Genomic DNA, 25,095 nt, shown 5'->3' on the forward strand with positions numbered 1-25,095 from the left:
TGAGTAAATTGGAGCCACAATGGAGTTAGATACAAGATGTTTTTTCGCAGCAATGAACAGAAAGATAGTTTTTTGTTATAAAGAACCGGCATTTGGAGCTTTTTGGGGAATGGCTATTCTTGCTTTCCTGTCTTCAGCCAACAAACAGCCGCTGCTTATAGCTCCGTTTGGAGCGACGTGCTTGCTGGTATTTACATGTTGGGATAGTGACTATGCTCAACCGCGCAACATCATTGCTGGACACTTTATTTCAGGCTTGTTTGGCTTATTATGCTTGGTCTGCTTTGGCCAAGTCTGGTGGTCATACGCAATAGCAGTTGGGACTGCAATATTGATGATGCAAATTACTCATTGTACCCATCCACCGGCTGCGTCAAACCCAATTTTACTTATAATGAAAGGTGAAAACTCGTGGTTCTTCCTTATAGAGCCTTTACTAGCAGGGTGTATTGTGTTAGTCGTTACTGCGTATGTTTTTCACAGATTTATAGCAAGGCGTAAGTACCCTAGGTATTGGTGGCAAATACGAACTGCTTCAAGAACGAAACGACAACAGAGAGGTAAGTTGCAAAATGTTTATTCCCGTAAAAATTACTGAAACCGTACTGCGAGACGGGCATCAATCCTGAGCAGCGACACGAATGAGAACAGAGCAAATGATACCTGCTCTTGAACGACTTGATGAGATCGGATTCGCCTCACTGGAGGCTTGGGGGGAGCTACCTTTGACAGTTGCTTGCGCTTTTTAGACGAAGATCCATGGGAGAGGCTTCGAACCTTGAAGAAATATATAAAAACGACTCCGATTCAGATGCTGCTTAGAGGCCAAAATATCTTAGGATATAACCATTACGCCGATGATGTCGTGCGGGAATTTGTAAACAGAGCAGTAGAATGGTGTTGGTATCACTCGCATCTTTGACGCGTTGAATGATGTGCGCAACCTGGAAGTAGCAATGCGTGCAGCAAAATAGGCAGGCGCTCTTGTTCAAGGTTGTTTTGTTTATACTATCAGCCCGTTTCACACTAATGAAACCTTTTTAGAGGTTGTAAAAAATATTGTACAGTTAGGTGCCGACTCCGTATGCATTAAAGACATGGACGGTCTTTTGGCACCGTATGCAGCATATGAGCTGGTTAAAACATTAAAAGCCGAGATCCCGGTGCCAATTCAATTGCATACTCACTACACGAGTGGCATGGCGTCAATGACTTATCTGAAGGCAATAGAAGCCGGTGTGGACATTGTAGATTGCGCCCTGTCGCCATTTGCTCTTGGCACCTCCCGGCCGGCTACGGAAGCTATTGTCGCTTCCCTGGAAGGCCATGCCTGCATCACTGACCTGAGAAAAGAAGCTCTCTATCCCATAGCCGATTATTTTCGTGGCGTTAAGAAAGAATTGGCTGGAACATTTAAGCTTAATACAGCCATCGATATCGACACGAAAGTACTCACCTTCCAAATCCCCGGCGGCATGCTATCCAACCTGCTCAGCCAGATGAAAGAACAGGGAATGGCTGATAAGTACCCTGAGCTTATTGAAGAAATGCCGCGAGTTCGGGCCGAAATAGGCTATCCGCCGCTGGTTACTCCGACTAGCCAAATAGTGGGCTCAGCATCTGCCTTTAATGAAATGTTGGGTAGATATAAGATTGTTCCGCGTGAAGTGAAGGATTTAGCAAGAGGAAAGTATGGGCGTACGCCGGCACCGATATCGGAGGAAGTACGCCAAGCTATGCTTGGTAATGAAACAATAATCACACATCGTCCTGCGGATGATATCGCACCACAGATGGAAGCTTTGAGAGCGCAACTGATCGACAAAGGATATACAAGCCCGCCTATTGAGGACGTCTTATCCTATGCACTGTTTCCTGAAGTGGCAATGGCTTATTTTCAAAAGGCTGGAAGGTGCTGACTATACATGATGATACCCGGAGGAAGTGAAAATATAATTTGGCAATAGAACTTGTTTTAGTTGGAAACAATGAAATAGCTGCGCAAGAGCTTGAAAGTGTAGTTGTAAATACTTTAGGAAACATGGTTACCTGCAAGAAGGCTACTTTACAAAACTATACTAAACTTACTGCTGATATATACGTGTGCTATAACACTCGCAAAAAAGAATTTGAGAGCCAATACGGAGCGGATAGAGTTTGCGCGTTAGAGATGCGTCCACCGGTTTCTTTCTTTATTCAGATTTCCCGAATACCAGCTGGTAACAAGGTCGTAATCTTTAACAATAATCATGATGGTGCGGGTGTAATGCTGAAGTTTTTGAAGGAATATCAGCTTACTCACGTGACATATACGATTACAGCCTTTGAGGAAGATAATGAAGAACAAGTCAAAGAAGACATATCCAGCACTGACTATATCATTGGATATGAAGGGCATGTTTCGGAGGGAAGGACTTTATATACAAAATATGGCGAGATGCTTAGGCATGAGGTAACAGTAATAGCTAGCCCTCCCCGAGAAGGAACGCCAGAGACAATCAGCCGCATGGCACAGAAAGTCATTACATTTGCTCAAAATCAAAATTTAAACCAAATTCTATTAACAAATGCCCAACGTATAAACAACTCGGTTTCTCTTGTAGCTGCCACAGTGGAAGAGCTCAATGCTTCGCTTGAAGAGTTGGCATCAACTATGCAGGAGGTAAAGCAACTCTCAGGTCAAGCTTCTCTTGATGTTAATAATTCTCACCAAATATTGGATGCCATTCGACAAATTGCCAGTCAAACAAATCTTCTAGGGTTAAACGCTGCCATTGAGGCAGCAAGGGCTGGTGATCAAGGGAGAGGATTTGCTGTAGTCGCTGATGAAGTCCGAAAGTTATCGGTGCAAAGTAGTGAATCGGTTAAAAACATAAGTGAACTGTTAAATCAAATGAAATCATCTATGGGGTTAGTCATTCAAAATACGCAGCAGACGGCGACAATTACTATGGAACAGGCTGTTGCAACTCAATCCATTACAAACATGATAAACGATTTACAACAGATCAGTGAGGAGATGCTAAGTTTAGTGAAGAGAACCTAACGAGTAGTATATTTGGAGAAATTACGGCACACTTACTTAAAAGGTCAATTTTATACGTTAATCGAGCGGTGATCCTTGGTCAAGGTTTTATATTGTATTGGTACTAGCGTTAGCTGGTACCATTTTTATATGAAAGGGATAATAAGATGTTCAACAAAAATATAGTACTGTTTTCCGGATCAGCAAAATTGCCAGTAGATACGGCATCATTTAAAAAGTATAAATATATTTCGCTAGTTGTCCTAATTGATATGCAATCGGGCGAAATCGTTGAAGTGGAGTACACAGTGTTGACCCAGCTCTCAAGAAATTTTATAGCAAGTTTACTTGTTGGAAATAGTTTAATGAATGGAATAGGGGAGATAGTAAACAGTATTAGTGTATATTACCAAGGTGATGCTCGAAAGGCAATAATTACCTCGTTGCGCACTATTTACGCTAAGTATGTAGTGTTTCACAAAAATAGAAAAGAGGCTGCTAGCTGATACCAATACGAAAACACTGGAATGGTATTCAAACCAGGGCAGTAAGTCGGTGACGGTCGCCGTGAAGGAACAAAAAAATGGCCTCACCTTAGCGAAAGTACATGCAGTGATGAATACCAGCTTGCTAAAAACGCTTTTACTAGTACCAACCGGTGATCTAGTGGTCGCCCAAGAGGCGCAAATCCGCCAACTGGCATTACCGAATTAGCTTAGTAAAGGAGGTCGCGACATGGGAGAAATGGCGCGCCAGGCGGCGACTTACGGTTTTCCCAATGATCGTGGCTTTATTCCTTCTGGTAAGGTTAGAAAAACGCTTGACCGATTTTACCGACGGTATAAACACAATGTGCTACTGCGTAGAGAGGATGGAGGTCGCGAACAAGTCATGTTAAAAACAGTCTATGGCCCGCCGCCGGCTGACGAGGAGAGGATTGAAGCTACTGATCTGGAAATGGATAGCGGCATCCGGGAAGAAGAAGAGATAGCAGCTGCCGCGCCTGAAGCAAAGCCCAGCGCCGGAAGAAAGGAGTTGGGCAAGCGTGAATCTTGACATACTGCTGGTCACTATTGATGCGGTGTTGGACGCTCTGCCGGAGGACATCGACAAAGAGCATCCCGAACGGTTGAAATTTATCCGAGATATTCTCGGACTGGTGTTAACAGTTCGCAAATTGAATACGTTATGAATAATGAAGCACGCCCGAAAAAACGGGGTGCTTTCATTATTTAATCCAGTTTCGCCGCGCCATTGTTTCAACATGCCCGATCTAAGTATTCGTCATAGCCTGGTTGTAGCTTCCTTAAGAAAGATACATCGCTTATTATGAATTAGTTTTATAATGAGATCCTTGTATGGCGAAAGAAATTTTGTTTTCGCATCAGGGTATACCTTTAAAATACCGCGTTCCATTGGTAACCGCGACAGCTGCTCGAATATTAGTTATATAAGTGAATAGGAGTTGTAGAGTATACTTTAATATCACCTCGTTTTCTGGGCGCCGGGCTTCTGACGAAACAGAAAGGCAAATTTGAAGAATAACGCCTATTTTAAATATATAAGCAAGAAATATGCCTAATTAAATGACACATGAGAAATGTAGTAAAAAAGATCTTATTGAACTTACCAATGCAATTATCCAAACGTGTTAATTACGTTGAAAGAATGGCGATTACGAAAAAATGATGCTGAGATCTGAATATAACCTAACTGAGCTTTATGATAAGAACCCGCTCCGGATCGTTTCTTTTTTCTGTATCAGGCGACGGCTTAAAATAATTCATTTATTACTAGGCTTCTGCAGCTCAAATACACTGGGGAGTGTTTAAAGACAAAGTCAGGTCTTTTGAAGTCTAAGCAGAATAGGTTTCCGCAGACGTATCACGTCATGTAGGTAAACCGGGAGGGGAAGAAGAAATGGTATCGAATAGTTATTTGACAAAACATATTCTGTGATTTCTGGATCGTAAAATTATATTTGTATGTTGATGGTGGTGGTTTATCTTGATAATACAGCAAAATCCTTTAGATTAACTTATTAAATAATGTTTACGGGGTGGTCGGTTAGTGCCAGTGACTTTATTTTCCGTATAGGTATACACAATCATTCATATAAAATGGCCGTCCTTGCAACATAAAAGCCGGATGAAATTGTAATTCATCCGACCAAGAAGGGTAAAAGAGGCTGCCGATTCTCATGAATACCTTTTGTTCTGAAGGTCCTGATAGAGATTGTTAATTACGATTTAATAAGTCTGACTCCTAATTCAAATGCTTTTTGCAAATCGTCAGCCGATATTTTTTCGACACGATTAGATTTTTCTTCTTTATCCGGCATCAGATAAACGTACTTTGAATAATCGTCAAATTGAACGGTATTTGTTAAAGTTAGTAGTTCACAACTACCCAAGGCGGCCCATAATTCCCGCAAAATTAGTTAAAGTATTTTTAAACCCTCTTTCAACATAAATTTCATCACTGACATTCATTGTTACAATTAAAGCTGTTTTAAAGTTTTTCGGTTTAGGGCCTGTAGACGTACTACCGTAATCAAGATATTGAAAAAGCAATCTGTCTGTAAATGAACGCATTTGTCCAGATAGATTGGGCCAGGACAATATATCGAACCATCATCGCTCTCGCAGCCAAGAACCTAAAACCCTTATTCATTTCAATAACAAGTGCCTTATAGGAGCAGTCCTCATGGGCATACTGAGTCAATTTTATTCCTTCTTATTAACCCGATACACAAAGCATATCGTAGAACAATGCCGTTCTTGGCTGTAGTCAAGTGCCATGCGACTTCAAATCAGGTGCGAAGAGGTCTCCTTGTCTTGTCAAATATGGTTCCGGCAGTTAAGTGTTTAGTGATTTAACAGAATGGAGGAATGACGGATGGAGGCGCAATTATATCTCGGGGAGGTTTTTCGTTAAAAGGTGATGATTACTTCATCTGGCGTGTTTTTGTATTTTTAGAACAGATTTGGTCAATGAATATTATGGAGGTTGGCTGTAAGATTAACCTTCATGTCAACAGCGGGACATAGTGAAGCCGCTCAGTTAAGGAATTATTGTATCGTTCGCCTTTACCAGTAAATGGGCCGATTACGTCGGCACTGTCGCCCCTGACGGGCTGTCGACGTGGGGGTGAGGCTTGCTCTAGCCAGTAATCTAATTTCTTTTGAAAAACCGTAGAACTAAATCAACAAAACCTAGGAACATTCTCAATGATACACAAAATACGTTACGGACAGATATTTCAGATCATTTGTCAAAGACGTGCAGGCAGTATCGAGGAGGCCAATAGTGTTGACTGTGGATTTCGAAGTGGGTTTGAGGTTATGGAGGTGAGAAAGTGGACGAACAAGATTGGGCTATATTGCTAAAGCTGTATGAAGAGAAAAGTATTACGAAAGCGGCTGAGGTATTATTCATTTCGCAACCAGCATTAACCGCACGGATAAAGCAAATCGAGGACAGATTCGCAGCGCAAATTGTAATACGCGGTAGAAAGGGAGTGCATTTTACTCCGGAAGGTAAGTATCTGGTCGAACGCGCCCGAGAAATGTCGCAGAAGATGCATATTATCGAAGGCGCGATTTGGACAATGAGGAATGAAGTTAAGGGGCTATTAAGAATAGGTGCGTCCAATTATTTTACCGGGCATAAACTACCGGAATTGCTGCGGCAGTTTCAGGCGAGGTACCCAGATGTTGAATTTAAAGTTGTCACCAATGACAGTAGGAAAATTGTCGATCTTATAATTAATCATGATATTGATGTCTGTTTCGTCCACGGGAAATTTGAGTGGTCTGGTATGGAGGACTTGCTTCTTGAAGAGAACATGTTTCTTGTTTCTACGAACGAAATTAGGGTTGCAGATCTTCCGAAAACCACATGGATAAATTATACAACAAGTAAGCCTATTTGGGATATGCTGGATACCTGGTGGAAGGACAACTTTTCCCAACCGCCACATGTCGGAATGGAAGTAAATACGGTGGATTCCTGTATAAGAATGATTATGAAAGGATTGGGGTATGGTTTTCTGCCAGAAGGGGTATTGGATTATACTGAAAAGGCATATAAAATTAAGATGATTGACAGACAGGGGGAACCACTGAAGCGTCCGACTTGGATGTTTTACCACGAAGACAGTTTGAAAATCACGTTGGTGAAGACATTCGTTGATTTTGTGAAGGGGTTGGATATTCGGTCTATAAGTTTGTGAGAAAGTGCTAGACCTACCATGTTGGCGCAAAGGCCAATGTGAGTAGGTCTTTGTTTTGTCCAATAAATGCAAATATTTTAATTATTTATGCTGAGGATCAGCATTTCATATTATCAATATTTTTGGTGATTTACTATAATTTTAGTAGCGTACCACTTGGCTTAGGTACCGGAGCTTATACTCCGATCTTGGCTTGCAATTCAGTCAGCAAAATATTTGCAAAGAATGAGTACACGATAATCTGACGTGATACAATAAACAAATTTTGCAAGGGATTGAAAAGTTCAATAGTGGTCCCTAACATAATTAAGTGGATTCACAAACGAAAAGTTGGCCAACTTTTTGAAATAAATAGATATATAACGGAAATAGGAGGGATAATGAGCCGATAATTATCTTGGTTGACAGTTGAGCAGCTACCTACGCCTGCCCTGATACTTGATACCGCTGCTTTTGTGCGCAACATCAAAAGGTGTGTTTGGGTATAGAGGATCCCTTCAAAATGTTATTGAACGGGAGGAAGAACAAAACAAGGGCGGATGGCCTCGGAGCTTATTGTACAGGAGTGAAAGCGGTTGCCGGAGTAGGTATAAAGGTATAAATTTCCAGTTGGTCAGGCATGGTCATTCGATATCGATACTAAGATTTCCAGTAAACAAATATAACAGTCCAAGCGGGTTCTTATATTTTTATGGATGGGACCTATCAAAAGCGGAGAAAAATTCCATTCGAACAATCCCTGACGGTACTCGACCATATGTAGATGGTTCGCCAAGGAATCGTAAATCGATTTGACCGATAGCAGCGCGCAGAGCATAACCGATAGCAGAAATACGAAGGAGTGATAGATTATGTTTGATTGGTACCGAAAAATGAAACTGGCCAATAAGATTTTTCTAGCAATGATACTAGGCTCCGTCGTAGGAATGGTAGCAGGTCCAGTTGCAGTTCAGCTAAAATGGATCGGCGATATATGGCTGAATATGCTTAAGATGATTATTGTGCCGATAGTCATTTTTACCGTCGTTCAAGGCATAACCAGCATGGAGAGTCCCAAAGCATTAGGCCGCATGGCGTTTCGAGTTACAAGTTATTATATAATTACAACGGCTTTAGCAGTGTTGGTAGGTGTCGGCGTAGCCAAATTTATGCAACCGGGTCTCGGTTTTGTCTTCGAAAAGGGCGGAAAAATAGCTGAAGTACCTAAGTTAGTAGATTTCAAGACATTTTTTCTCGCGATGTTTTCTGATAACATGTTTGCTTCCTTTACAAAAGGAGATATCTTACAGGTACTGGTAATTGCAATATTGATCGGTGTCGCCATAGTGTTTATGCCTAGAGAAAAGGGACAGCCAGTTAGGGCATGGTTTAACTCTATGAGCCAATTGTTCATGGCAGTAGTTGGCGTAATAATGGACATATCGCCGGTAGGAATATTCTGCTTGATGGCATCGGCGTTAGGGACATACGGTTTAGGGTTCATGGGGACAATGTCCAAACTTATCGGAGCATTTTATGTTGCGTGTGCAGTCCAGGCATTTGCGGTCTATATTCCCACGGTTTGGTTGTTCGCAAGTTGGTCCCCGATCGAATTCCTTAAACGGATGAACGAATCGTTGGTATTTGCGATCAGCGCTTGCAGCAGCACGGCTGCCATTCCAATTAATATTAGGATCGCAAAAGAAGAATTCAAAGTTAAAGACGTATCTGCTGACTTCATGATACCGTTCGGCACACAGATAAATCATGACGGATCCGCAATAATGCTCGCGGTGGTAATAGGTTTCTGTATGCAAGCGGTAGGGATGGACTTCACTGCGGAACACTTGATCCAAATGGTATTATTGGGGGTCGTGGTTTCCATGGGAGGTGGCGGGATACCGGCAGCCGGCGTGGTCAAATTGATGATTGTTGCACAAGCGTTTAATGTACCATTAGAAATTGTAGCTATCGTAGGTTCCTTGTACAGATTATTCGATATGGGGACTACCGCTTTGAATGTTATAGGAGATGTAGCTGGTGTAATCATTGTTGATAAATTCGAAAAGAATACCGAAACATTGTCAAACATGGGTTAGTTGAACATGCTGGTATATTATTCTCATTCTCCTGAGCCTAAGGCAATGCTATTGGACGTAGTGGAATGGTAGATGTGAAAGTAATAATAGTAAAGGGCGAACTCAACAAGTCAAAATAGGTAGTAGGGCAGTCGTTGTCTTTAAGGCTAATTGAGATATGAAAATGTTAGCTTGTCTAAGCGCATGACGGAGTAATCAGTTAATTACAAAGGAGATGTATAACCATGATCGATAAAATAAGGAATGAAATTCCCGCCTGCAAAAACTATACCTATGTCGATGTGTCAGGCCGTTGTCCGATGTCCAATCCGGTAGCGGCAACGATCGCTGAGTTTGTCAGCGTTTGTCAGAACGAGGGGGCGAGGAAGGACGAATGGGTCGCCAAGGTGGAGCAGGTCAGGGCTAAATTTGCGGCATTCGTGGGGGCAACAGCCGATGAGATCGCTTTTACCAAGAACATTTCGGAAGGACTCAACATCATTATCAACGGGCTTGATTATGCACCGGGTGACAATATCGTCTTTATATCTGCCTTGGAGCATCCTAATCTGGTGTATGCCTTAAACCATCTCCGGGCCAGGGGTGTAGAGATACGCGATGTCGCTTCGCCCGGATACGACTACAATATCTCAGAAATATGCGCCCAAGTGGACGCGAAAACACGGTTGGTATGCTTATCCTCCATTTCGTTCCGATCCGGGGCGCGAGTCAAAATCAAAGAAATTGCCGACATCCTGCACAAGAAGGGCGTGCCATTGCTCATCGATTCGGCTCAGTCCCTCGGCATCATCGACATGAATATGACCGAACTAGGCGTCGACGCCATGGCCGGCAGCATCCAAAAAGGCATGATGGGAACCTATGGTATGGGCGTGCTGTACTGCAAGAAGGAGTTTGCCGAAAAACTTGTCCCGGTTTTTTTGGCAAAATTTAGCGTGGCAGCAGAGGATAAGAGAGAGTTTATACAGGAGGACCCGAATAGGATCATTTACGCCACAGGAGCTAGGCGGTTTGAGATCGGCAACTATAACTATATGGGTCTCTATATCTTGGATACTTGTCTGGATATTTTGATGAGCATCGGTGTCAATGAAATAGAAAAAAAGGTTCTAGGATTAAGCGGCGTATTAATCGACGAATTGGTTAAGAGAAGATATAGAGTGCTTACGCCTATCACTACGGCGGAGCGGGGTGGCATAGTAAGTTTTATGCCGGAAAATCCAAAGTACGTGTGGGAACAAATGACTGAGAAAAAAATTAAGTTGTCTTTGCGGGGTGATATTGTCAGAGCGTCATTCCATGTATATAACAACATGGACGATGTGGTAAATGTCTTAAAGGCAATTGATGATATCAGATAAACATATCAAGTTCGGTTTTTTCCTAGTAGGTTGTTTTCCGACTTTAGTATTTATTAGGTGAGTCAAAAACATAAATATCCTTGCAGGCTGTACTCCGGAGTTTTTCCAGAATGGAGGATAGCCTGTTTGGATAAATGGAGTTAATAAGAAAGAATCGGCGACAGAAAATGCTGACAATAGGAATAATGGGCGGCATGGGGCCAATTGATCCGACTAGGTTAATGGCACAAGAATTGGTAAGGCTAGCCTGGGAAGATTGTAGGCGAATTGAAAAATCGCCATAAGCGTTAGTAGAGATTGCGAAGGGGAAGCGGCGCAACAGGGTGAGAGGTTGCCGTAATGCCCCCGGCAAATAAGACGGATTTAGGTCACAAACCTCCGGAGTGTTTGCCTGAATTGATAGATGACTTGTACACCAACGCGGAGTGGATACGCTCCGCGTTGTAAAATTTGATCCACTCAGTGATTGCCTACTCAGCCTGAGCGAACTTTCAAAGTTCTGCTGCCAAACCTACTTTCTTTTATTGTGCGGAAATAGCGTTCGATCATCCCGTTGTTCTCGGGTTCCCTGTGCGGGATGAACCGTTGCTGGATGCCAAAGAATTTCGTTTCGTCCATAAATCGGATTGGCAAAAATATTGATTGGTATCGAAAAATAAAATTGGCCAATAAGATTTTTCTAGCAATGACTCTAGGTTCCGTCGTAGGAAATGGTAGCAGGCCCTAAGTAGAAGATCAATTGGGTTTGTGGGTATATCCTAAAGTCAATCTGAAGCAATGAACTGGAAGCGAATGAAAGGAGAAAGCAATATGTTGATTTTCATTGGGTTAATAATTGTCATTGTTACTATTTATTTACTTATAAAGCAATATGAAACGCGAATGATATTATGCGCGTCCGGATTCCTTATGTCAATTTTATCAGGAAAATTCTTCGCGGGATTTGATGCCTTTGCCAAAAATATGATCATGAGCGGCAGTATTGAAACCATATGTTCTGTTATGGGGTTTGCCTACGTTATGAAATTGACAGAATGCGATAAGCATTTAATTCATTTATTGGCTAAAGTTCTACTTCGTGTAAGGCCCATTCTAATTCCGGCTGCTGTGATTGCGACTTTCTGTGTAAACATGGCGCTTCCGAGTGCAGCGGGAACAGCAGCAGCCGTTGGAGCAATTCTTATACCTATTCTAATTTCAGCGGGAATACATCCGGCTATAGCAGGAGCAGCCATATTATCTGGTCTGTGGGGGAGCTTGTTAAATCCAGGGAATCCACATAATCCGTTTATTGCAAAAATTGCCAATATTGGCGTAATGGATGTTATAGCAATTCACCACACTACAGTTATTACAACGGCAATTACTGCAGCATTGGCCCTTACGATTGTCGCAAAAATCTTAAAAGAAGATAAAGTCGATATTTTAGAAGAAAATAGTGGAGCTCAATCAAGTTTTCACGTAAATCCACTATATGCAATGGTGCCTCTTTTACCCCTGACATTATTAGTAATTGCAAGTGCCAAATTAATACCAGGCTTTAAAGTTGGAGTCCCCCAGGCAATGCTCATTGGATCAGTTATAGGCGTATTATTGACGCGTAAAAACCCGGCAGAAGTATCCAAATCCTTTTTTGACGGTATGGGCTCCGCCTATTCAGGCATTCTTGGAATTATCATTTCGGCAGGTGTTTTCGTAGCGGGAATGACTGCGATAGGACTGGTGGATAAATTTACAGAGATACTTACACATTCGACCAGCATCGTAAAAGTTGCAACGGGATTCGGTTCATTTTTGCTAGCAGTTTTAGCGGGATCAGGCGATGCGGCTGGGTTTGCATTTAACGGTGCTATCACGCCACAAGCTGAACAATTCGGCTTAAAAATCGCTAACATGGGCAGTGTTGCGACTTTGGCTGGGGCAATAGGACATAAAATGTCTCCCATCGGAGGGTCAACAATTATATGTGCAGGTTTGGCCGGAGTCAATCCGTTTGATCTTGCAAAAAGAAATGCACCAGGAATGGTCATCGCCACCATTGTAGCAATGATTATGCTGTTCTAGCTCGTGTAACTAACTGGGAAAATTGGACAAAGAATAATTATAATAGGGACCACAGCGTAATGGACTAGGGGGCAGTACGAAAAGAAAGATTGAATTGACGAGATTAGAAATTTCTAAAAAAGCTTGACTGGATTTAGGACAGAAAATTCAAGCCAAAGCTAGATCTGAATATATGAGAAATGTTGAATAGATAGGCTATAAAAAGAGATGTAGACAGGAGGAATTATTATGAAACAAGGTACTTATCGGGTGCGGCTGGATTGGCAGAAATGCTTAAAGGCGGGGAATCATGGACGTTACTACACCTGAACAAGCAAAAATCGCCGAAGAGGCAGGCGCTTGCGCGGTAATGGCTCTGTAACGGGTACCCGCTGATATCCGGGCCGCAGGAGGAGTGGCCCGCATGGCTGACCCTACAATTATTCAGCGGATTATGGAGGTCGTAACTATACCTGTCATGGCCAAGGCGCGGATTGGGCATTTTGTTGAAGCTCAAATACTAGAAGCCCTGGGAATTGACTATATTGATGAAAGCGAAGTTCTCACACCTGCAGATGATAAGTTTCACATTAATAAGTATCTCAGCAAGGTTCCATTTGTTTGTGGCGCAAAAAACCTAGGGGAAGCCCATCGGCGCATAGGGGAGGGTTCAGCTATGATCCGGACCAAGGTGAGCCGGGAACCGGTAATGTTGTGGAGGCGGTTAAGCATATCCGCATGGTGATGAGCGAAATTCGTCAACTACAGAATCTGCCGGACGAGGAAGTAGCTGCTTTTGCCCAAAATATAGCCGCTCCCGTCGAACTGGTTCTGGAGACCAAGACATTAGGACGCCTGCCGGTAGTAAACTTTGCCGCCGGTGGTATCGCCGCTCCTGCGGATGCCGCTATGATGATGCAATTGGGCTGCGATGGGATATTCGTCGGTTCGGGCATCTTTAAATCCGGCGATCCAATGAAGAGGGCTAAAGCCATCGTTGCTGCTACTACCTATTATAACGATCCCCAAGTTTTGACCGATGTGTCTAAAGATTTAGGTGAGCCCATGGTGGGCATTGAGATCTCGACCATTGCGCCTAATGAGAGAATGCAGGAGCGAGGTTGGTAGTTAATATATCAGTAGAAACAGTTATGTTATTTTTAGGAGAATAGAAAAATGATTGATCTGAGAAGTGACACGGTTACAAAACCTACAAGAGAGATGCGTGAAGCAATGTATAACGCAGAAGTGGGAGATGATGGATATGGTGAAGATCCCACAGTTAATGCCTTAGAAAAATTAGCGGCCGAAATCACAGGTAAAGAAGCTGCATTATTTGTAACGAGCGGGACGTTGGGTAATCAAGTAGCTGTGTGTGCGCATGTAGGAAAGTGTGATGAGGTTATATGCGACGCCAATGCCCATATTTTTGGATCAGAGGGTGGAGGAATTAGCGCGCATTCCGGTGCGCAAGCTCGTCCTTTAACTACTGAATTTGGAAAACTTAAGCCAGAACAAATTGAAGATGCTATACGACCTAAAAAACTTAATTCTCCACGTACGGCTCTAATCACAGTTGAGAATACATGTAATCATGCTGGAGGCACCTTTTATACAGTCGCTGAGTTGGCAGAAATTAAGAAAGTTGCAGATAAGTACTCTTTACCTGTACATATGGATGGTGCTCGGATTTTTAACGCTGCTGTTGCGCAAAATGTGGACACTAAAGAGTTATGCGAGTATGCTGACTCAGTTCAGTTTTGTCTTTCTAAGGGACTCTGTGCACCAGTGGGATCATTACTTGTTGGCAGTAAAGAATTCATCCAAAACGCACGTAGACATCGACGCATTATGGGGGGCGGAATGCGGCAAGCTGGAATTATCGCTGCTGCAGGCATTGTTGCATTGAAAACAATGATTGACCGATTACATGAGGATCATGAACACGCATATATGCTCGCTATTGCTATTGAAAATACGAGACTTAAAATTGATCTGAAAACAGTGAAAACCAATATTGTAATGTGTGATACATATCCCTTAGGGCTAACCGCTGCCGAATTTGTTGCAAGGTTAGTTTCACGCGGAGTTAGAGCGAGCGAATATGGAAAGTACAAAGTTAGAATGGTCACACATCATGATGTGACCAAAGACGACATCATTCGTGCATCAGAAAGCATTATAGAAATGGCGCGGTAACGAGATGGACATAAGGCTTCAAGAGGATATAAGTGAGCGCATACTATTATAAACTCATAATCAAAGTATTTCCATCTGCCATTGCTGAGGTTAAAATCTTTAATAAAATTATGGAGATCGCAGCTTAATATTCTACTAAAGATAGGTGTACCTTTGACTTTGTGAACTTGTGCACCAGAACCATTTTTCGGGCAATCTCTTGTGTTTAGTAATTTATCAGACTGGCCGGATGACGGATGGGGCGCAACACTGCCGGTAGATTTTACCGGGCAGATTGTTTATTACGTGGGACCGACACCGGCCAAGCCTGGTCGGCCGATAGGCTCGGCGGGGCCGACCACCAGCGGCCGCATGGATGCCTATACGCCCCGGATGCTCGACCAAGGTTTGAAAGGCATGATCGGCAAGGGATATCGGACACCGGAAGTCGTGGAAGCCATGAAGAAGCACAATGCTGTCTATTTTGCCGCCACCGGCGGAGCGGCGGCACTCATTGCCAAAACGATAAAAACCTATGAAGTTATTGCTTATCCTGACCTGGGGGCCGAGGCGATTGCTAAAATGACGGTCGAAGATTTACCGGCTATTGTCGTTATAGATAGCGAAGGGCGCAACTATTACGAGGAGGGCCAAAAACAATATACTCGGTTGTAAATTAGTTAGCAGGAGTAATAGCGACGCGATATGGTATATACAAGCGCTCCTAATAACGAACACTTTTACGATGATACCTTTAAATCTCCAGAGTTAAGAGCTCTAGGTTATATAGTAGCTGGTCAAGTTAGCTTCTATAAAGAGTCAACTCGTAAACACACCACCCAGACATCATTTTATGTAAGCAAACAAATATGACAATAGAATGGCTAATAATGAAAACATAAAAATGGAGAGGGATAGTAACATGGCTACAAATGCACAGAGGTATTGTAACGAACTCTATCGCCGAATTGTCGAACGAAATGCGAACGAACCGGAATTTCACCAAACAGTGCAGGAAGTACTTAGTTCTTTGGTACCTGTTCTGGATAAGAATCCTGAATATATTGAACTGGGAATCGTTGAGCGGATCGTGGAGCCGGAGCGACAATTTATATTCCGAGTACCTTGGATGGATGACACGGGCAAGGTAAGAGTAAACCGGGGGTTCCGAGTTCAGTTTAACAGTGCAATCGGTCCCTACAAAGGCGGCTTGCGGTTCCATCCGTCAGTTAACGTCAGCATCGTCAAGTTCCTTGGTTTTGAACAGACCTTCAAGAATTCACTGACAAGTTTGCCTATGGGCGGTGGCAAAGGCGGCTCCGATTTCGATCCCAAAGGCAAATCTGATGCCGAAGTGATGCGTTTCTGTCAGAGTTACATGACGGAGCTGTATCGATATATCGGCCCGAATACAGATGTGCCAGCCGGTGATCTTGGCGTTGGCGGTAGGGAGATTGGCTACCTTTTCGGGCAATATAAGAGAATAAAAGGCGGTTATGAAAATGGCGTTTTGACGGGAAAAGGACTTACTTATGGCGGAAGCCTAGCCCGCCCGGAAGCTACTGGCTACGGGATCGCATACTTCTGCCAGGAGATGATGAAATCCAAAGGAACGTCCTTTGACGGTAAAACCGTTGCTGTATCCGGTTTTGGGAATGTAACTTGGGGTACAGTAAAAAAGATTAATGAATTAGGCGGTAAGGTAGTTACACTTTCAGGCCCTGACGGATATATCTATGATCCCGACGGTATCACTGGGGAAAAAGTTGAATATCTGCTAGAAATGAGAGCATCCTGCCGTGACAGGGTTGAGGATTATGCTGACCAATACGGTGTGATGTTCAATCCGGGTGAAAAGCCTTGGGGAGTTAAAGTTGACGTCGTTATCCCTTGTGCTACTCAAAACGAGATCATTATTGACGATGCCAAGAAAATTGTTTCGAACGGGGTGAAATTTGTTTGCGAAGGAGCAAATATGCCTTGTACAAACGATGCAATTGAGTATTTCATAGAGAACGGCGTATATCTTGGGCCGTCTAAAGCTGCCAATGCTGGTGGTGTGGCCGTTTCGGGCCTCGAGATGTCCCAGAACAGCATGCGACTGGCTTGGTCTTTTGAAGAAGTTGATGTGAAACTCAAAACGATTATGCTCAATATCTATAGAAGCGCCAGCAAGGCAGCAGAAGATTATGGCTACAAGGACAACCTGGTTGTCGGCGCTAACATTGCCGGATTTATTAAAGTCGCTGAGGCAATGAAGGCGCAAGGTTCGGTATAAAGAAAGTAAAAGGCTATTAGTTTATCAAACATCTCTAATGGAGGCCTTTGATGTAAAAGTATCGACAAACACTGACGCGGCACCCCCTCACAAGGGGGCTGCACCATGATAGGAATGAGGAGGGGGGCTGTGGTACGAATAGAGGGTATAGCGAGTGAGATTGAAGAAAAGCGAGACCTGATTCACCGTATGGCTCGGAAATAATCATTGACTTCGCTAGAGTTAATGCTATCAAAGCGGTGGACCCAATCCTATATATGGTATGCCAGGGGAATTCAGCCATGGTTGACGCTGCCAGGGCAGTTGGAATTCGGTACGTTGAAGAATATATTTCCTCAGACGTATCACGTGGAGTGTTGCGTTTTACTGAAAAAAACACAGCCCGTGAAACCAGATGGGGCATGGGTTCACGGACTGTGGGAATAATGGTGTATGTTTCCCTGAACGTGGCTAGAAAACACCAAAGCTTTTCGAGAGGCCGCTGAAAAACATAGCCTTCACAGGTAGCTGGAAATAGGCACATTAATAAAGACGACCCTTCATTCACCTATTTGGAATGAAGGGTCGTCTTTTCAAGGTTTTTGTGTACTGAAGAGGCGCCTTATTGCCCCATCAGCTTTACGATCCTTTTGAGGTTAACACGAATATCGCCATCGCTCCTTGTATTTCCAGGCCAATCAGACTCGATGACGATGCAACACATCACATGGGAACATACAGATTTCAAGTTTGCCACAGCCTTTAGTTATACTAGGCATTCGGAGGCGCTAGCGGCAAGTAGAGTTAGTGATATTCGTTGCAGTAAACAAGTTCAAAAAGTGAAGAGCCGTTGCTGGCATGTAGCGGTTTCGAACCCATATGATCGCGGCGGTCGTTTCTAATGAGGATCTGTAATCTCTTTGGCAATTAGATTTGTTCGGGGAATCAAGCCAATTGCTGACCGTGGGACAACAGCAATGCCGATATTAGCATCAGCCCAAGCAAGTAAGGGCATTACATCATCACTTTCACAAAGAATATAGGGAGAAAAGCCGGCTTGACGACAGTAATAAACAAGTTGTTCTTCAAATTTACGGTGAATCATTAGCGGCTTGTTCTTTAAGTCGACTAGGCTAATCGTATCTGATGATTTACTAGTGATGCCAGGGTGCTCAGGACTGTAAAGAATTACTAGTGGTTCGTTGGGGAGTTTGATCGATTCGTAAATATTCGTATCAAAAGGAAGACGAACCATTCCTAAATCTACAATTCCTCTGTCTAGCAGTTCGGTTATGCGACTGGTTTCTCCCTCTCGTATTCTAAAGGTTACATTAGGATAAAGACTGCGAAAGGTTTTAATAAGGTTAGGCAATAAGGTAGCTCCTGAAGCTGTAACCGCTCCAATGGAAAGAACGCCACGTATTCCGTTATCAAAATCTTGAAGTTCTTTTGTGGTCGTATTAAGAAGTTCGGTAATTTGTTCGGCCCGTGTTCTAAATAAGTGTCCCGCAGCTGTTAGTTTTACCTTGCGTTTGCCTCGTTCTAGTAGCTGAACGCCTAGTTGTCCTTCCAACTGCTTGATCTGTCGGCTGAGAGGCGGCTGCGCCATGTGCAGCCGTTTGGCCGCAGCTGATATATTGCCCTCTTCTGTGATAGCCAAAAAGTATTGTATATCTTTGATATCCATTTCGTATCCACTCCCAGGTTCTTTATAAGTAGCATAATACTCTATGAGAGACATTCCAGTCAATTGTATTATACTTTTTTGATATAATAAACCGAGTTATATGGTATTTTACGCATTGTTACAGAACAGTTATAATTTTCAATATAGATAATAAAGTGAGGTGAGCAAGATGAGCTTAAGAGTACATACCAATCGCTGCAAGGGCTGCGGTATTTGCGTAGAGTTTTGCCCCAAGAAAATATTGACTGTAAACAAAGTTGAGAAAGTGGAAGTTATAAGTGAGAAAGACTGTATCGCGTGTCGCCAGTGCGAGATGCGCTGCCCTGACTTCGCCATATTTTGTACACAAATAACAAAGGAGTGAACCATAGTGTCTAGAGTTAAACTTATGCAGGGCAACCAGGCTGTCGCTGAAGGCGCTATTGCTGCTGGCGTGACATTCTTTGGTGGATATCCAATCACGCCTTCGACTGAAGTAGCGGAAGCCCTTTCGAAAATGTTACCCGCTGTTGGAGGCAAGTTTATTCAAATGGAAGATGAGATCGCCGGTATTGGCGTTATCATTGGAGCTTCCCTCACAGGCAAGAAAGTCATGACCGCCACCAGTGGCCCCGGTTTTTCTTTAAAACAGGAGCTCATTGGCTATGCATGTATCGCTGAAATTCCAATGGTTATTGTTAATGTACAGCGTATGGGCCCTTCCACCGGTCAACCCACCTCACCTGCGCAAGGCGATGTTATGCAGGCGCGATGGGGAACGCACGGCGATCATTCCATTATAGCGCTTACACCCGGTAGTGTCCCGGAATGTTTTGACCTGACCATTAAGGCCTATGAACTATCAGAGAAATATCGTACTCCCGTCATTCTCCTGCTTGACGAAGTTGTTGGACACATGCGTGAGAAGATTGATCTTCCTGATTCCTATGATACGGTAGTTAAGCCACAGAGGAAACTTCCCCAGGTTTCACCTTCAGAATACAAGGCTTACAAGCCCGATGCCAATCTGGTTCCGCCGATGGCCCCGTTTGGAACAGGCTATCGCTGGCACGTAACAGGCCTGGTCCATGATGAGTACGGCTTCCCGGATGGATCGCCTGCCGCTACTCAAAAGTGCATTGACCGTTTACACGACAAAATATATAACAATCTGGATGAAATCGTCCTTTATGAGAATTACCTTATGGAAGATGCCGAGATAGCTATCGTTGCCTACGGGGGCACTGCTCGTACAGCCTATGCTGCTATTGATGAAGCACGAGCCAAGGGAATTAAGGCTGGCCTATTCCGCCCGATTACCATGTGGCCGTTCCCGGCAAAACAAATCCAAGAAATCGCTGGTAAGGTTAAACAAATCATAGTGGCGGAAATGAATTACGGCCAGTATGTGATTGAAGTCGAGCGCGCCGTTCAAGGCCGAGTGCCGGTGACGCTACATGCTAAATATAACAGCGAAGCCATTACGCCGGCTGAACTTTTGGCAACGATTGAAGGACTGAAATAAAGCTTGTAAGGAGGATGATTCAGCAGATGGAAATGGAACAAATGATTGATAAATATTTCCGTGCAGGGCGGCTCCCCCATATTTGGTGTCCGGGCTGCGGAAATGGCATAGTCACAGGTGCAATAGTGAAGGCCGTTGATACGCTGGCCATTGAAAAAGACAATATAGCGGTAGTTTCTGGCATAGGCTGTTCAAGCCGCGCCTCCGGGTATCTTGATTTCAATACCGTGCATTCAGCCCATGGACGCGCACTGCCGGTTGCCACTGGCATCAAGCTTGCCGAACCAAGGCTCAAAGTAATTGTAGTCACCGGAGACGGCGATGCTACTGCAATTGGTGGTAACCACTTTATTCATGCAGCACGTCGCAACATCGATATTACCGTAGTTTTATATAATAACAATATTTATGGAATGACGGGTGGACAGTATTCCCCGCTGACTCCAACCAATTCCAGAGCAACAACTGCTCAATATGGCACGGTAGATCGTGCCTTTGATGTAACTGAACTCGCCAGAGGCGCTGGTGCAACCTTTGTTGCCCGTGCGACTACCTTTCATACCCAACTGTTGTCGGATGTCATCGCACAAGGTATACAGCATGAAGGCTTTAGTATTATCGAAGCCGTAACGGCCTGCCCGATTTCGTTTGGGCGCCAGAATAAAATGGGTTCGGCTCCTAACATGATGAAATGGCAAAAGGAGCATGGTGTAATGCTTGCTGCCTATGATAAACTACCGGAGGAACAAAAAGTGGACAAGTTCCCTATCGGTATTTTATACAAGAAGTTAGCTCCCGAGTACTCGGCGGAATATGACAAAGTAATAGCAAAAGCCCAGAAAGGAGCGAAATAACATGCAGCAACTTCGTTTATCCGGAACTGGCGGTCAGGGGTTAATCCTGGGGGGCATCATTTTGGCTGAGGCCGCATTAATGGACGGAAAACTGGCTGTTCAATCCCAATCCTATGGGCCAGAAGCACGCGGCGGTTCAAGTAAATCCGAAGTTTTAATTTCAAACACGGTGATACATTACCCCAAGATAACGAAACCGGACGTAGTGTTAGCGATGAGCCAGGAAGCCTGCAAGAAGTATACGACAGACCTTATGGAAGATGGCGTACTGATAACAGACAGTCTGTATGTACAACAGGTGCCAGAGAAAAAGTATAAAAAGGTGTATGAACTGCCGATCACCCAAACGGCCCAAGAGGGACTGGGCAAGGCTCTGTTTGCCAACATCGTTGCGCTGGGCGCTATCGTCAAAATTACGGGTGTGGTATCCATAGAATCGCTAACTAAAGCCGTATTAGCCCGTGTTCCGAAAGGAACGGAAGAAGTAAACCAAAAGGCCATTCAATTAGGTATTGAACTGATAAAAGAATAGTCCTAAACCATAGACAATCCCGCTAAAGTTAATCGTTAGCGGGATTGTTACTAAAAAATAATGATGTATTTAAAAAATGAAGGGATGTTACGATGTTTTATAACAAATATAAGGAGAAATTGCTTACTGCAGGTGATGCGGTAGAAGTTGTAAAGTCGGGGGATTGGATTGACTATGGTTTTGGACTAGGACAACCTATGTTATTAGATGCTGCATTAGCTCGCAGAAAGCAAGACCTTCAAGATATAAAAATTCGCGGGGCTCTAGCATTGGCGTCACGGCAGGTTGTTGAGGCAGACCCGGAAAGAGAGACCTTCACTTATTCAAGCTGGCATTTCAGTGGATATGAGCGAAAGTTGCATGACCGTGGCTTGTGCAATTATATTCCTATGGTTTATAGAAACAAACCCAGGTTTTATCGAAATCATTTAGATGTAGATGTCGCTATGATCTCCGTAGCCCCTATAGATGGGAAGGGATATTTTAACTTTTCACTATCTAACTCCGCGACCAGGGCTATACTGGAAAAAGCAAAAACTGTGATTGTGGAGGTAAACGAGCAACTACCGTATTCACTTGGCGGACGTGAGGAGTGTATCCATATATCAGAAGTCGACTTTATCGTCGAAGCTGGCTGCATAAATATCCCCGAGCTGCCAATCACGGATGCTGACGAAAATGATGAACGAGTTGCAAGGCTAATTGTCGAGGAGATTGTTAATGGAGCAACAATCCAGTTGGGTATAGGGGCTATGCCAAATGCAGTGGGCAATTTGATTGCGGAATCTGATGTTAAGGATCTCGGCATGCACACAGAGATGCTTGTGGATGCCTATCTAAAAATGTACGAAAAAGGAAAGCTGACAAATAAATGCAAATCAGTGGATAAATATAAGGGCGCCTGGACGTTCTGTGCCGGTACAAAGGATTTGTATAATTGGGTTGAGCGTAACCCGTTGTTAGCATCCTATCCTGTTGATTACACAAACGATCCGGCAATAATTGCACAAATTGATAATTTTATATCTGTGAATAATTGTGTGGAAGTTGATTTATATGGGCAGGTTTCATCCGAAACTGCAGGAATGAGGCACATTAGCGGTACAGGCGGACAACTCGACTTTGTTACAGGGAGTTATTTAGCAAGAGGCGGAAAAAGCTTTATCTGTTTTCAATCGTCCTTCACTGACAAAAAAAGTGGGCAGGTTTGTTCCCGCGTTGTGCCAACGCTGCCAGTGGGCGGAATCGTGACTGACCCTCGAACCCAAATTCATTTTTTGGTTACCGAATGGGGAAAGGTGAACCTTGCCGGTTGCTCCACTTGGGAGCGGGCTGAGAGAATTATCAGTATCGCTCATCCAAATTTTAGGGATGATTTAATCAAACAAGCGGAGACAATGAAAATCTGGAAGAATAGTAATAGAATATAAGCTTGGCATTGATGGCAACGCAGGCTTGAAACTTTTTAATGGCTGAAATGCTCGTAGGAGCTGTTTCGGCCATTATTCTTTGTAGGTAACGCCAAAATTTTTGGCAAAAGCAGCTTGCTAATTTATGTTCATCGTTTGTCTACGGTCTGATCCAAAATCTACATCGGGTTTAATCTTAAATGGGAGATGAGCAGTGTGCTACGGCGAAGCCGCAAAATGGAATATCGTTTTTTACTCGGCTATATGCATGGCCGTCTTAGTTGTATTGACATTACGATAATCAGGCAAAATTGGTACTAAGGGAGCTCTGCTGTCAGTATTCGCCCCATAAAAGACTTAGTGTCACGCTACTTTTGATCATTTCCCTATGAATATATTCACAATCGGGATTTTCTGGTAGTAGGTAAATCTTTTCGAAGAACCTAAGATTTTGCAATTAGTTATTTTGAATTATTTACACTAAATAGTGTATAAATTCAATTATATAAGGAGGTGTACCGCAGTGAGTCGCTCTCTTAGTACCACTATGGCTCTATTTCATTCATAGAGTGGCTCTCTGAGATCACACAAATGCCTCTATTGTTCAGCGGAAGGTAAATGTAAGAAGGAATAAAAAAAAAAGTATAGAAAAATCTACTCAACACAGTAATTTCAATTCCACAAGATGAAACTGAGGAGAACGCAATGAAAGACAAAGTTCAATCTGTAGAGCGAGCGATACAAATCCTGGAGGCTTTTAACGGAGATAAGGAAACACTAACATTTACTGAAATTATGCATGCTGTCGATTTGCCTAAAAGTACTACTTTTAGAATGCTACAGACCTTGATTGAACATGGATTCATCGCAGAAGAAGCTAAACAGTATCGACTGGGCATAAAATTATTTATTTTAGGAAATTTAGTTTCAAAAAATAATAACTTGCACAAAGTTGTGAGACCGATTATGGAACAACTAGGAGAACAGTCTGGTGAATTTATTACGCTCAACATTCTGGTTGACAACCAGCGTTTATGTATTGGCAAAGTAGATTCTAAACGCGAAATTCAACACTCTGTTTCTCTAGGGTCCCTTCTACCAGTTTATGCTGGCTCAGGTAAGGTTTTACTTGCTTCTTTACCTGACGATCAAATCATAAAAATTTTAAATACAACACACATTGAAAAACTCACGCCAAGCACAATAACAGATATTGACCAGATTATGATAGAGATTAGGAACATTAGAGCGCAAGGTTATTACTATAGCAAAAACGAGCGATTAGAAGGAGTTTGGAGTATTGCAGCACCAATTAGGGACCATAGAGGCGAAGTAGTTGCAAATATTAGTATGGCGGGACTAAACATGTACAATAATGAAGAATTACTTGAGACAAATAAGCAACTCCTTCTGAAGGCTGTAAAACAAGCGTCACTATTACTAGGATGTAATCCAAGACTGCTTGTGTAAGCATATATATAATTTTGAACATTTCAATTTAGGAGTAAGCATTCATTTATACACTGTGAGATCGACATGTCAAGGAAACGCTAAAATACTACTTTATAAATACAATAAGAGACAGAATACGTTAAAAATTTAAAAAAACTATTTTCTAAGAAGGAATTAGAAAATAAAAACAGAATTGTCATTGTCGGAAAGAAAAAACGGAACTAGTTCCGGATTACGGAACAATAGAACTTCTACTTCTTTGACATGGGTGTTTGCATGGAATAATAATGGAACTAGTTTCGTATTGCGGAAAAACAGTGAAGGGTGCTCTCGTATCTTGTATGGAGATTTAAAGTGATCGGATGGCAGGGTCATAGTGGTGCTTTGTAATCCCCTGCATAAGATCTGACACCAGTATACATATTGACGGTTTAGTTTGTATTTGATGGGCGATTCACTGAAAACAAAACAACTAACGGAG

20 protein-coding genes and 3 pseudogenes are annotated in these 25,095 nt (G+C 43.1%); 22 read left to right on the forward strand and 1 reads right to left on the reverse strand.

Annotated elements, in window-relative coordinates; genetic code table 11:
- Positions 1–19 precede the first annotated feature (19 nt).
- The 16 genes and pseudogenes from EV210_RS06250 to gdhA all read left to right on the forward strand — a co-directional run bounded on the left by EV210_RS06250 (position 20) and on the right by gdhA (position 17,197).
- Positions 20–598 (forward strand): HPP family protein, encoded by a 579-nt coding sequence (locus EV210_RS06250; protein ID WP_132077209.1) that lies wholly within the window; start codon positions 20–22, stop codon positions 596–598.
- A pseudogene (locus EV210_RS06255) lies at positions 573–1,919 on the forward strand (pyruvate carboxylase subunit B). Before EV210_RS06250 ends, EV210_RS06255 begins: the two are co-directional and overlap by 26 nt.
- 800 nt (positions 1,920–2,719) lie before the next feature.
- Positions 2,720–3,046 (forward strand): annotated as a pseudogene (locus EV210_RS23415) (methyl-accepting chemotaxis protein); the annotation flags it as partial.
- Positions 3,047–3,192: 146 nt separating this feature from the next.
- Positions 3,193–3,531 carry a DUF3870 domain-containing protein gene (locus tag EV210_RS06265; RefSeq protein WP_132077212.1) on the forward strand — a complete coding sequence of 113 codons (339 nt, stop codon included), beginning with the start codon at positions 3,193–3,195 and terminating at the stop codon, positions 3,529–3,531.
- Between the two features lie 49 nt (positions 3,532–3,580).
- Positions 3,581–3,739 (forward strand): DUF2922 domain-containing protein, encoded by a 159-nt coding sequence (locus EV210_RS06270; protein WP_165898810.1) that lies wholly within the window; start codon positions 3,581–3,583, stop codon positions 3,737–3,739.
- Between the two features lie 64 nt (positions 3,740–3,803).
- Positions 3,804–3,923: a hypothetical protein gene (locus EV210_RS23420; RefSeq protein WP_132077218.1), complete on the forward strand. Its 120-nt coding sequence runs from the start codon at positions 3,804–3,806 to the stop codon at positions 3,921–3,923.
- Positions 3,917–4,081, forward strand: a complete 165-nt coding sequence (locus tag EV210_RS23425) for a hypothetical protein (protein WP_165898812.1) — start codon at positions 3,917–3,919, stop codon at positions 4,079–4,081. Before EV210_RS23420 ends, EV210_RS23425 begins: the two co-directional genes overlap by 7 nt.
- Entirely contained in the window at positions 4,071–4,217 is a 147-nt protein-coding gene (locus tag EV210_RS22540) for a hypothetical protein (protein ID WP_165898813.1), read from the forward strand. Before EV210_RS23425 ends, EV210_RS22540 begins: the two co-directional genes overlap by 11 nt.
- Before the next feature lie 2,166 nt (positions 4,218–6,383).
- Positions 6,384–7,259: a LysR family transcriptional regulator gene (locus EV210_RS06285; protein ID WP_132077221.1), complete on the forward strand. Its 876-nt coding sequence runs from the start codon at positions 6,384–6,386 to the stop codon at positions 7,257–7,259.
- 851 nt (positions 7,260–8,110) lie between these two features.
- A complete protein-coding gene (locus EV210_RS06290) occupies positions 8,111–9,337 on the forward strand; it encodes a dicarboxylate/amino acid:cation symporter (protein WP_132077224.1) in 1,227 nt (408 codons plus the stop codon).
- A 224-nt stretch (positions 9,338–9,561) separates the two neighbouring features.
- Entirely contained in the window at positions 9,562–10,698 is a 1,137-nt protein-coding gene (locus EV210_RS06295; RefSeq protein WP_132077227.1) for an aminotransferase class V-fold PLP-dependent enzyme, read from the forward strand.
- 810 nt (positions 10,699–11,508) lie between these two features.
- Positions 11,509–12,762 carry a C4-dicarboxylate transporter DcuC gene (gene dcuC / locus EV210_RS06300; RefSeq protein ID WP_132077231.1) on the forward strand — a complete coding sequence of 418 codons (1,254 nt, stop codon included), beginning with the start codon at positions 11,509–11,511 and terminating at the stop codon, positions 12,760–12,762.
- Positions 12,763–12,990: 228 nt separating this feature from the next.
- Positions 12,991–13,869, forward strand: a pseudogene (gene pdxS, locus EV210_RS06305) (pyridoxal 5'-phosphate synthase lyase subunit PdxS).
- A gap of 48 nt (positions 13,870–13,917) precedes the next feature.
- The gene (locus EV210_RS06310) at positions 13,918–14,940 is read left to right on the forward strand and encodes a threonine aldolase family protein (protein ID WP_132077234.1); all 1,023 of its coding nucleotides are present in this window, start codon (positions 13,918–13,920) and stop codon (positions 14,938–14,940) included.
- A 201-nt stretch (positions 14,941–15,141) separates the two neighbouring features.
- Positions 15,142–15,594: a fumarate hydratase C-terminal domain-containing protein gene (locus EV210_RS06315; protein WP_132077237.1), complete on the forward strand. Its 453-nt coding sequence runs from the start codon at positions 15,142–15,144 to the stop codon at positions 15,592–15,594.
- A gap of 247 nt (positions 15,595–15,841) precedes the next feature.
- Positions 15,842–17,197, forward strand: coding sequence for an NADP-specific glutamate dehydrogenase (gene gdhA, locus EV210_RS06320; protein WP_132077240.1), 1,356 nt, complete (start codon positions 15,842–15,844; stop codon positions 17,195–17,197).
- A gap of 877 nt (positions 17,198–18,074) precedes the next feature.
- On the opposite strand, the gene EV210_RS06325 is transcribed toward gdhA, so the two are convergent.
- Positions 18,075–18,863: a LysR family transcriptional regulator gene (locus EV210_RS06325; RefSeq protein ID WP_243650454.1), complete on the reverse strand. Its 789-nt coding sequence runs from the start codon at positions 18,861–18,863 to the stop codon at positions 18,075–18,077.
- A gap of 169 nt (positions 18,864–19,032) precedes the next feature.
- On the opposite strand from EV210_RS06325, the gene EV210_RS06330 reads away from it, so the two are divergent.
- From EV210_RS06330 to EV210_RS06355, 6 genes are all read left to right on the forward strand, one after another.
- Positions 19,033–19,227 (forward strand): 4Fe-4S binding protein, encoded by a 195-nt coding sequence (locus EV210_RS06330; protein ID WP_132077243.1) that lies wholly within the window; start codon positions 19,033–19,035, stop codon positions 19,225–19,227.
- A gap of 6 nt (positions 19,228–19,233) precedes the next feature.
- The gene (locus tag EV210_RS06335; RefSeq protein WP_132077246.1) at positions 19,234–20,367 is read left to right on the forward strand and encodes a 2-oxoacid:acceptor oxidoreductase subunit alpha; all 1,134 of its coding nucleotides are present in this window, start codon (positions 19,234–19,236) and stop codon (positions 20,365–20,367) included.
- 32 nt (positions 20,368–20,399) lie between these two features.
- Positions 20,400–21,221, forward strand: a complete 822-nt coding sequence (locus EV210_RS06340) for a 2-oxoacid:ferredoxin oxidoreductase subunit beta (RefSeq protein ID WP_132077402.1) — start codon at positions 20,400–20,402, stop codon at positions 21,219–21,221.
- A gap of 1 nt (position 21,222) precedes the next feature.
- The gene (locus tag EV210_RS06345) at positions 21,223–21,753 is read left to right on the forward strand and encodes a 2-oxoacid:acceptor oxidoreductase family protein (RefSeq protein WP_132077249.1); all 531 of its coding nucleotides are present in this window, start codon (positions 21,223–21,225) and stop codon (positions 21,751–21,753) included.
- A gap of 92 nt (positions 21,754–21,845) precedes the next feature.
- Positions 21,846–23,183 (forward strand): acetyl-CoA hydrolase/transferase family protein, encoded by a 1,338-nt coding sequence (locus tag EV210_RS06350; protein WP_132077252.1) that lies wholly within the window; start codon positions 21,846–21,848, stop codon positions 23,181–23,183.
- 684 nt (positions 23,184–23,867) lie between these two features.
- Positions 23,868–24,632, forward strand: a complete 765-nt coding sequence (locus tag EV210_RS06355; protein WP_132077255.1) for an IclR family transcriptional regulator — start codon at positions 23,868–23,870, stop codon at positions 24,630–24,632.
- The last annotated feature ends 463 nt before the right edge of the window (positions 24,633–25,095 follow it).

The organism is Anaerospora hongkongensis (genome assembly GCF_004339805.1).
Taxonomy (GTDB): Bacteria; Bacillota; Negativicutes; order Sporomusales; family DSM-15969; genus Anaerospora; species Anaerospora hongkongensis.

Excerpts from the sequence above, each read along its gene's own strand:
- EV210_RS06250 (WP_132077209.1), top strand. The coding sequence starts at position 20 with ATGGAGTTAGATACAAGATGTTTTTTCGCAGCAATGAACAGAAAGATA.
- EV210_RS06265 (WP_132077212.1), top strand. The coding sequence starts at position 3,193 with ATGTTCAACAAAAATATAGTACTGTTTTCCGGATCAGCAAAATTGCCA.
- EV210_RS23420 (WP_132077218.1), top strand. The coding sequence starts at position 3,804 with ATGATCGTGGCTTTATTCCTTCTGGTAAGGTTAGAAAAACGCTTGACC.
- EV210_RS23425 (WP_165898812.1), top strand. The coding sequence starts at position 3,917 with ATGTTAAAAACAGTCTATGGCCCGCCGCCGGCTGACGAGGAGAGGATT.
- EV210_RS06290 (WP_132077224.1), top strand. The coding sequence starts at position 8,111 with ATGTTTGATTGGTACCGAAAAATGAAACTGGCCAATAAGATTTTTCTA.
- EV210_RS06295 (WP_132077227.1), top strand. The coding sequence starts at position 9,562 with ATGATCGATAAAATAAGGAATGAAATTCCCGCCTGCAAAAACTATACC.
- dcuC (WP_132077231.1), top strand. The coding sequence starts at position 11,509 with ATGTTGATTTTCATTGGGTTAATAATTGTCATTGTTACTATTTATTTA.
- EV210_RS06310 (WP_132077234.1), top strand. The coding sequence starts at position 13,918 with ATGATTGATCTGAGAAGTGACACGGTTACAAAACCTACAAGAGAGATG.
- gdhA (WP_132077240.1), top strand. The coding sequence starts at position 15,842 with ATGGCTACAAATGCACAGAGGTATTGTAACGAACTCTATCGCCGAATT.
- EV210_RS06325 (WP_243650454.1), bottom strand. The coding sequence starts at position 18,863 with ATGGATATCAAAGATATACAATACTTTTTGGCTATCACAGAAGAGGGC.
- EV210_RS06330 (WP_132077243.1), top strand. The coding sequence starts at position 19,033 with ATGAGCTTAAGAGTACATACCAATCGCTGCAAGGGCTGCGGTATTTGC.
- EV210_RS06340 (WP_132077402.1), top strand. The coding sequence starts at position 20,400 with ATGGAACAAATGATTGATAAATATTTCCGTGCAGGGCGGCTCCCCCAT.
- EV210_RS06345 (WP_132077249.1), top strand. The coding sequence starts at position 21,223 with ATGCAGCAACTTCGTTTATCCGGAACTGGCGGTCAGGGGTTAATCCTG.
- EV210_RS06350 (WP_132077252.1), top strand. The coding sequence starts at position 21,846 with ATGTTTTATAACAAATATAAGGAGAAATTGCTTACTGCAGGTGATGCG.
- EV210_RS06355 (WP_132077255.1), top strand. The coding sequence starts at position 23,868 with ATGAAAGACAAAGTTCAATCTGTAGAGCGAGCGATACAAATCCTGGAG.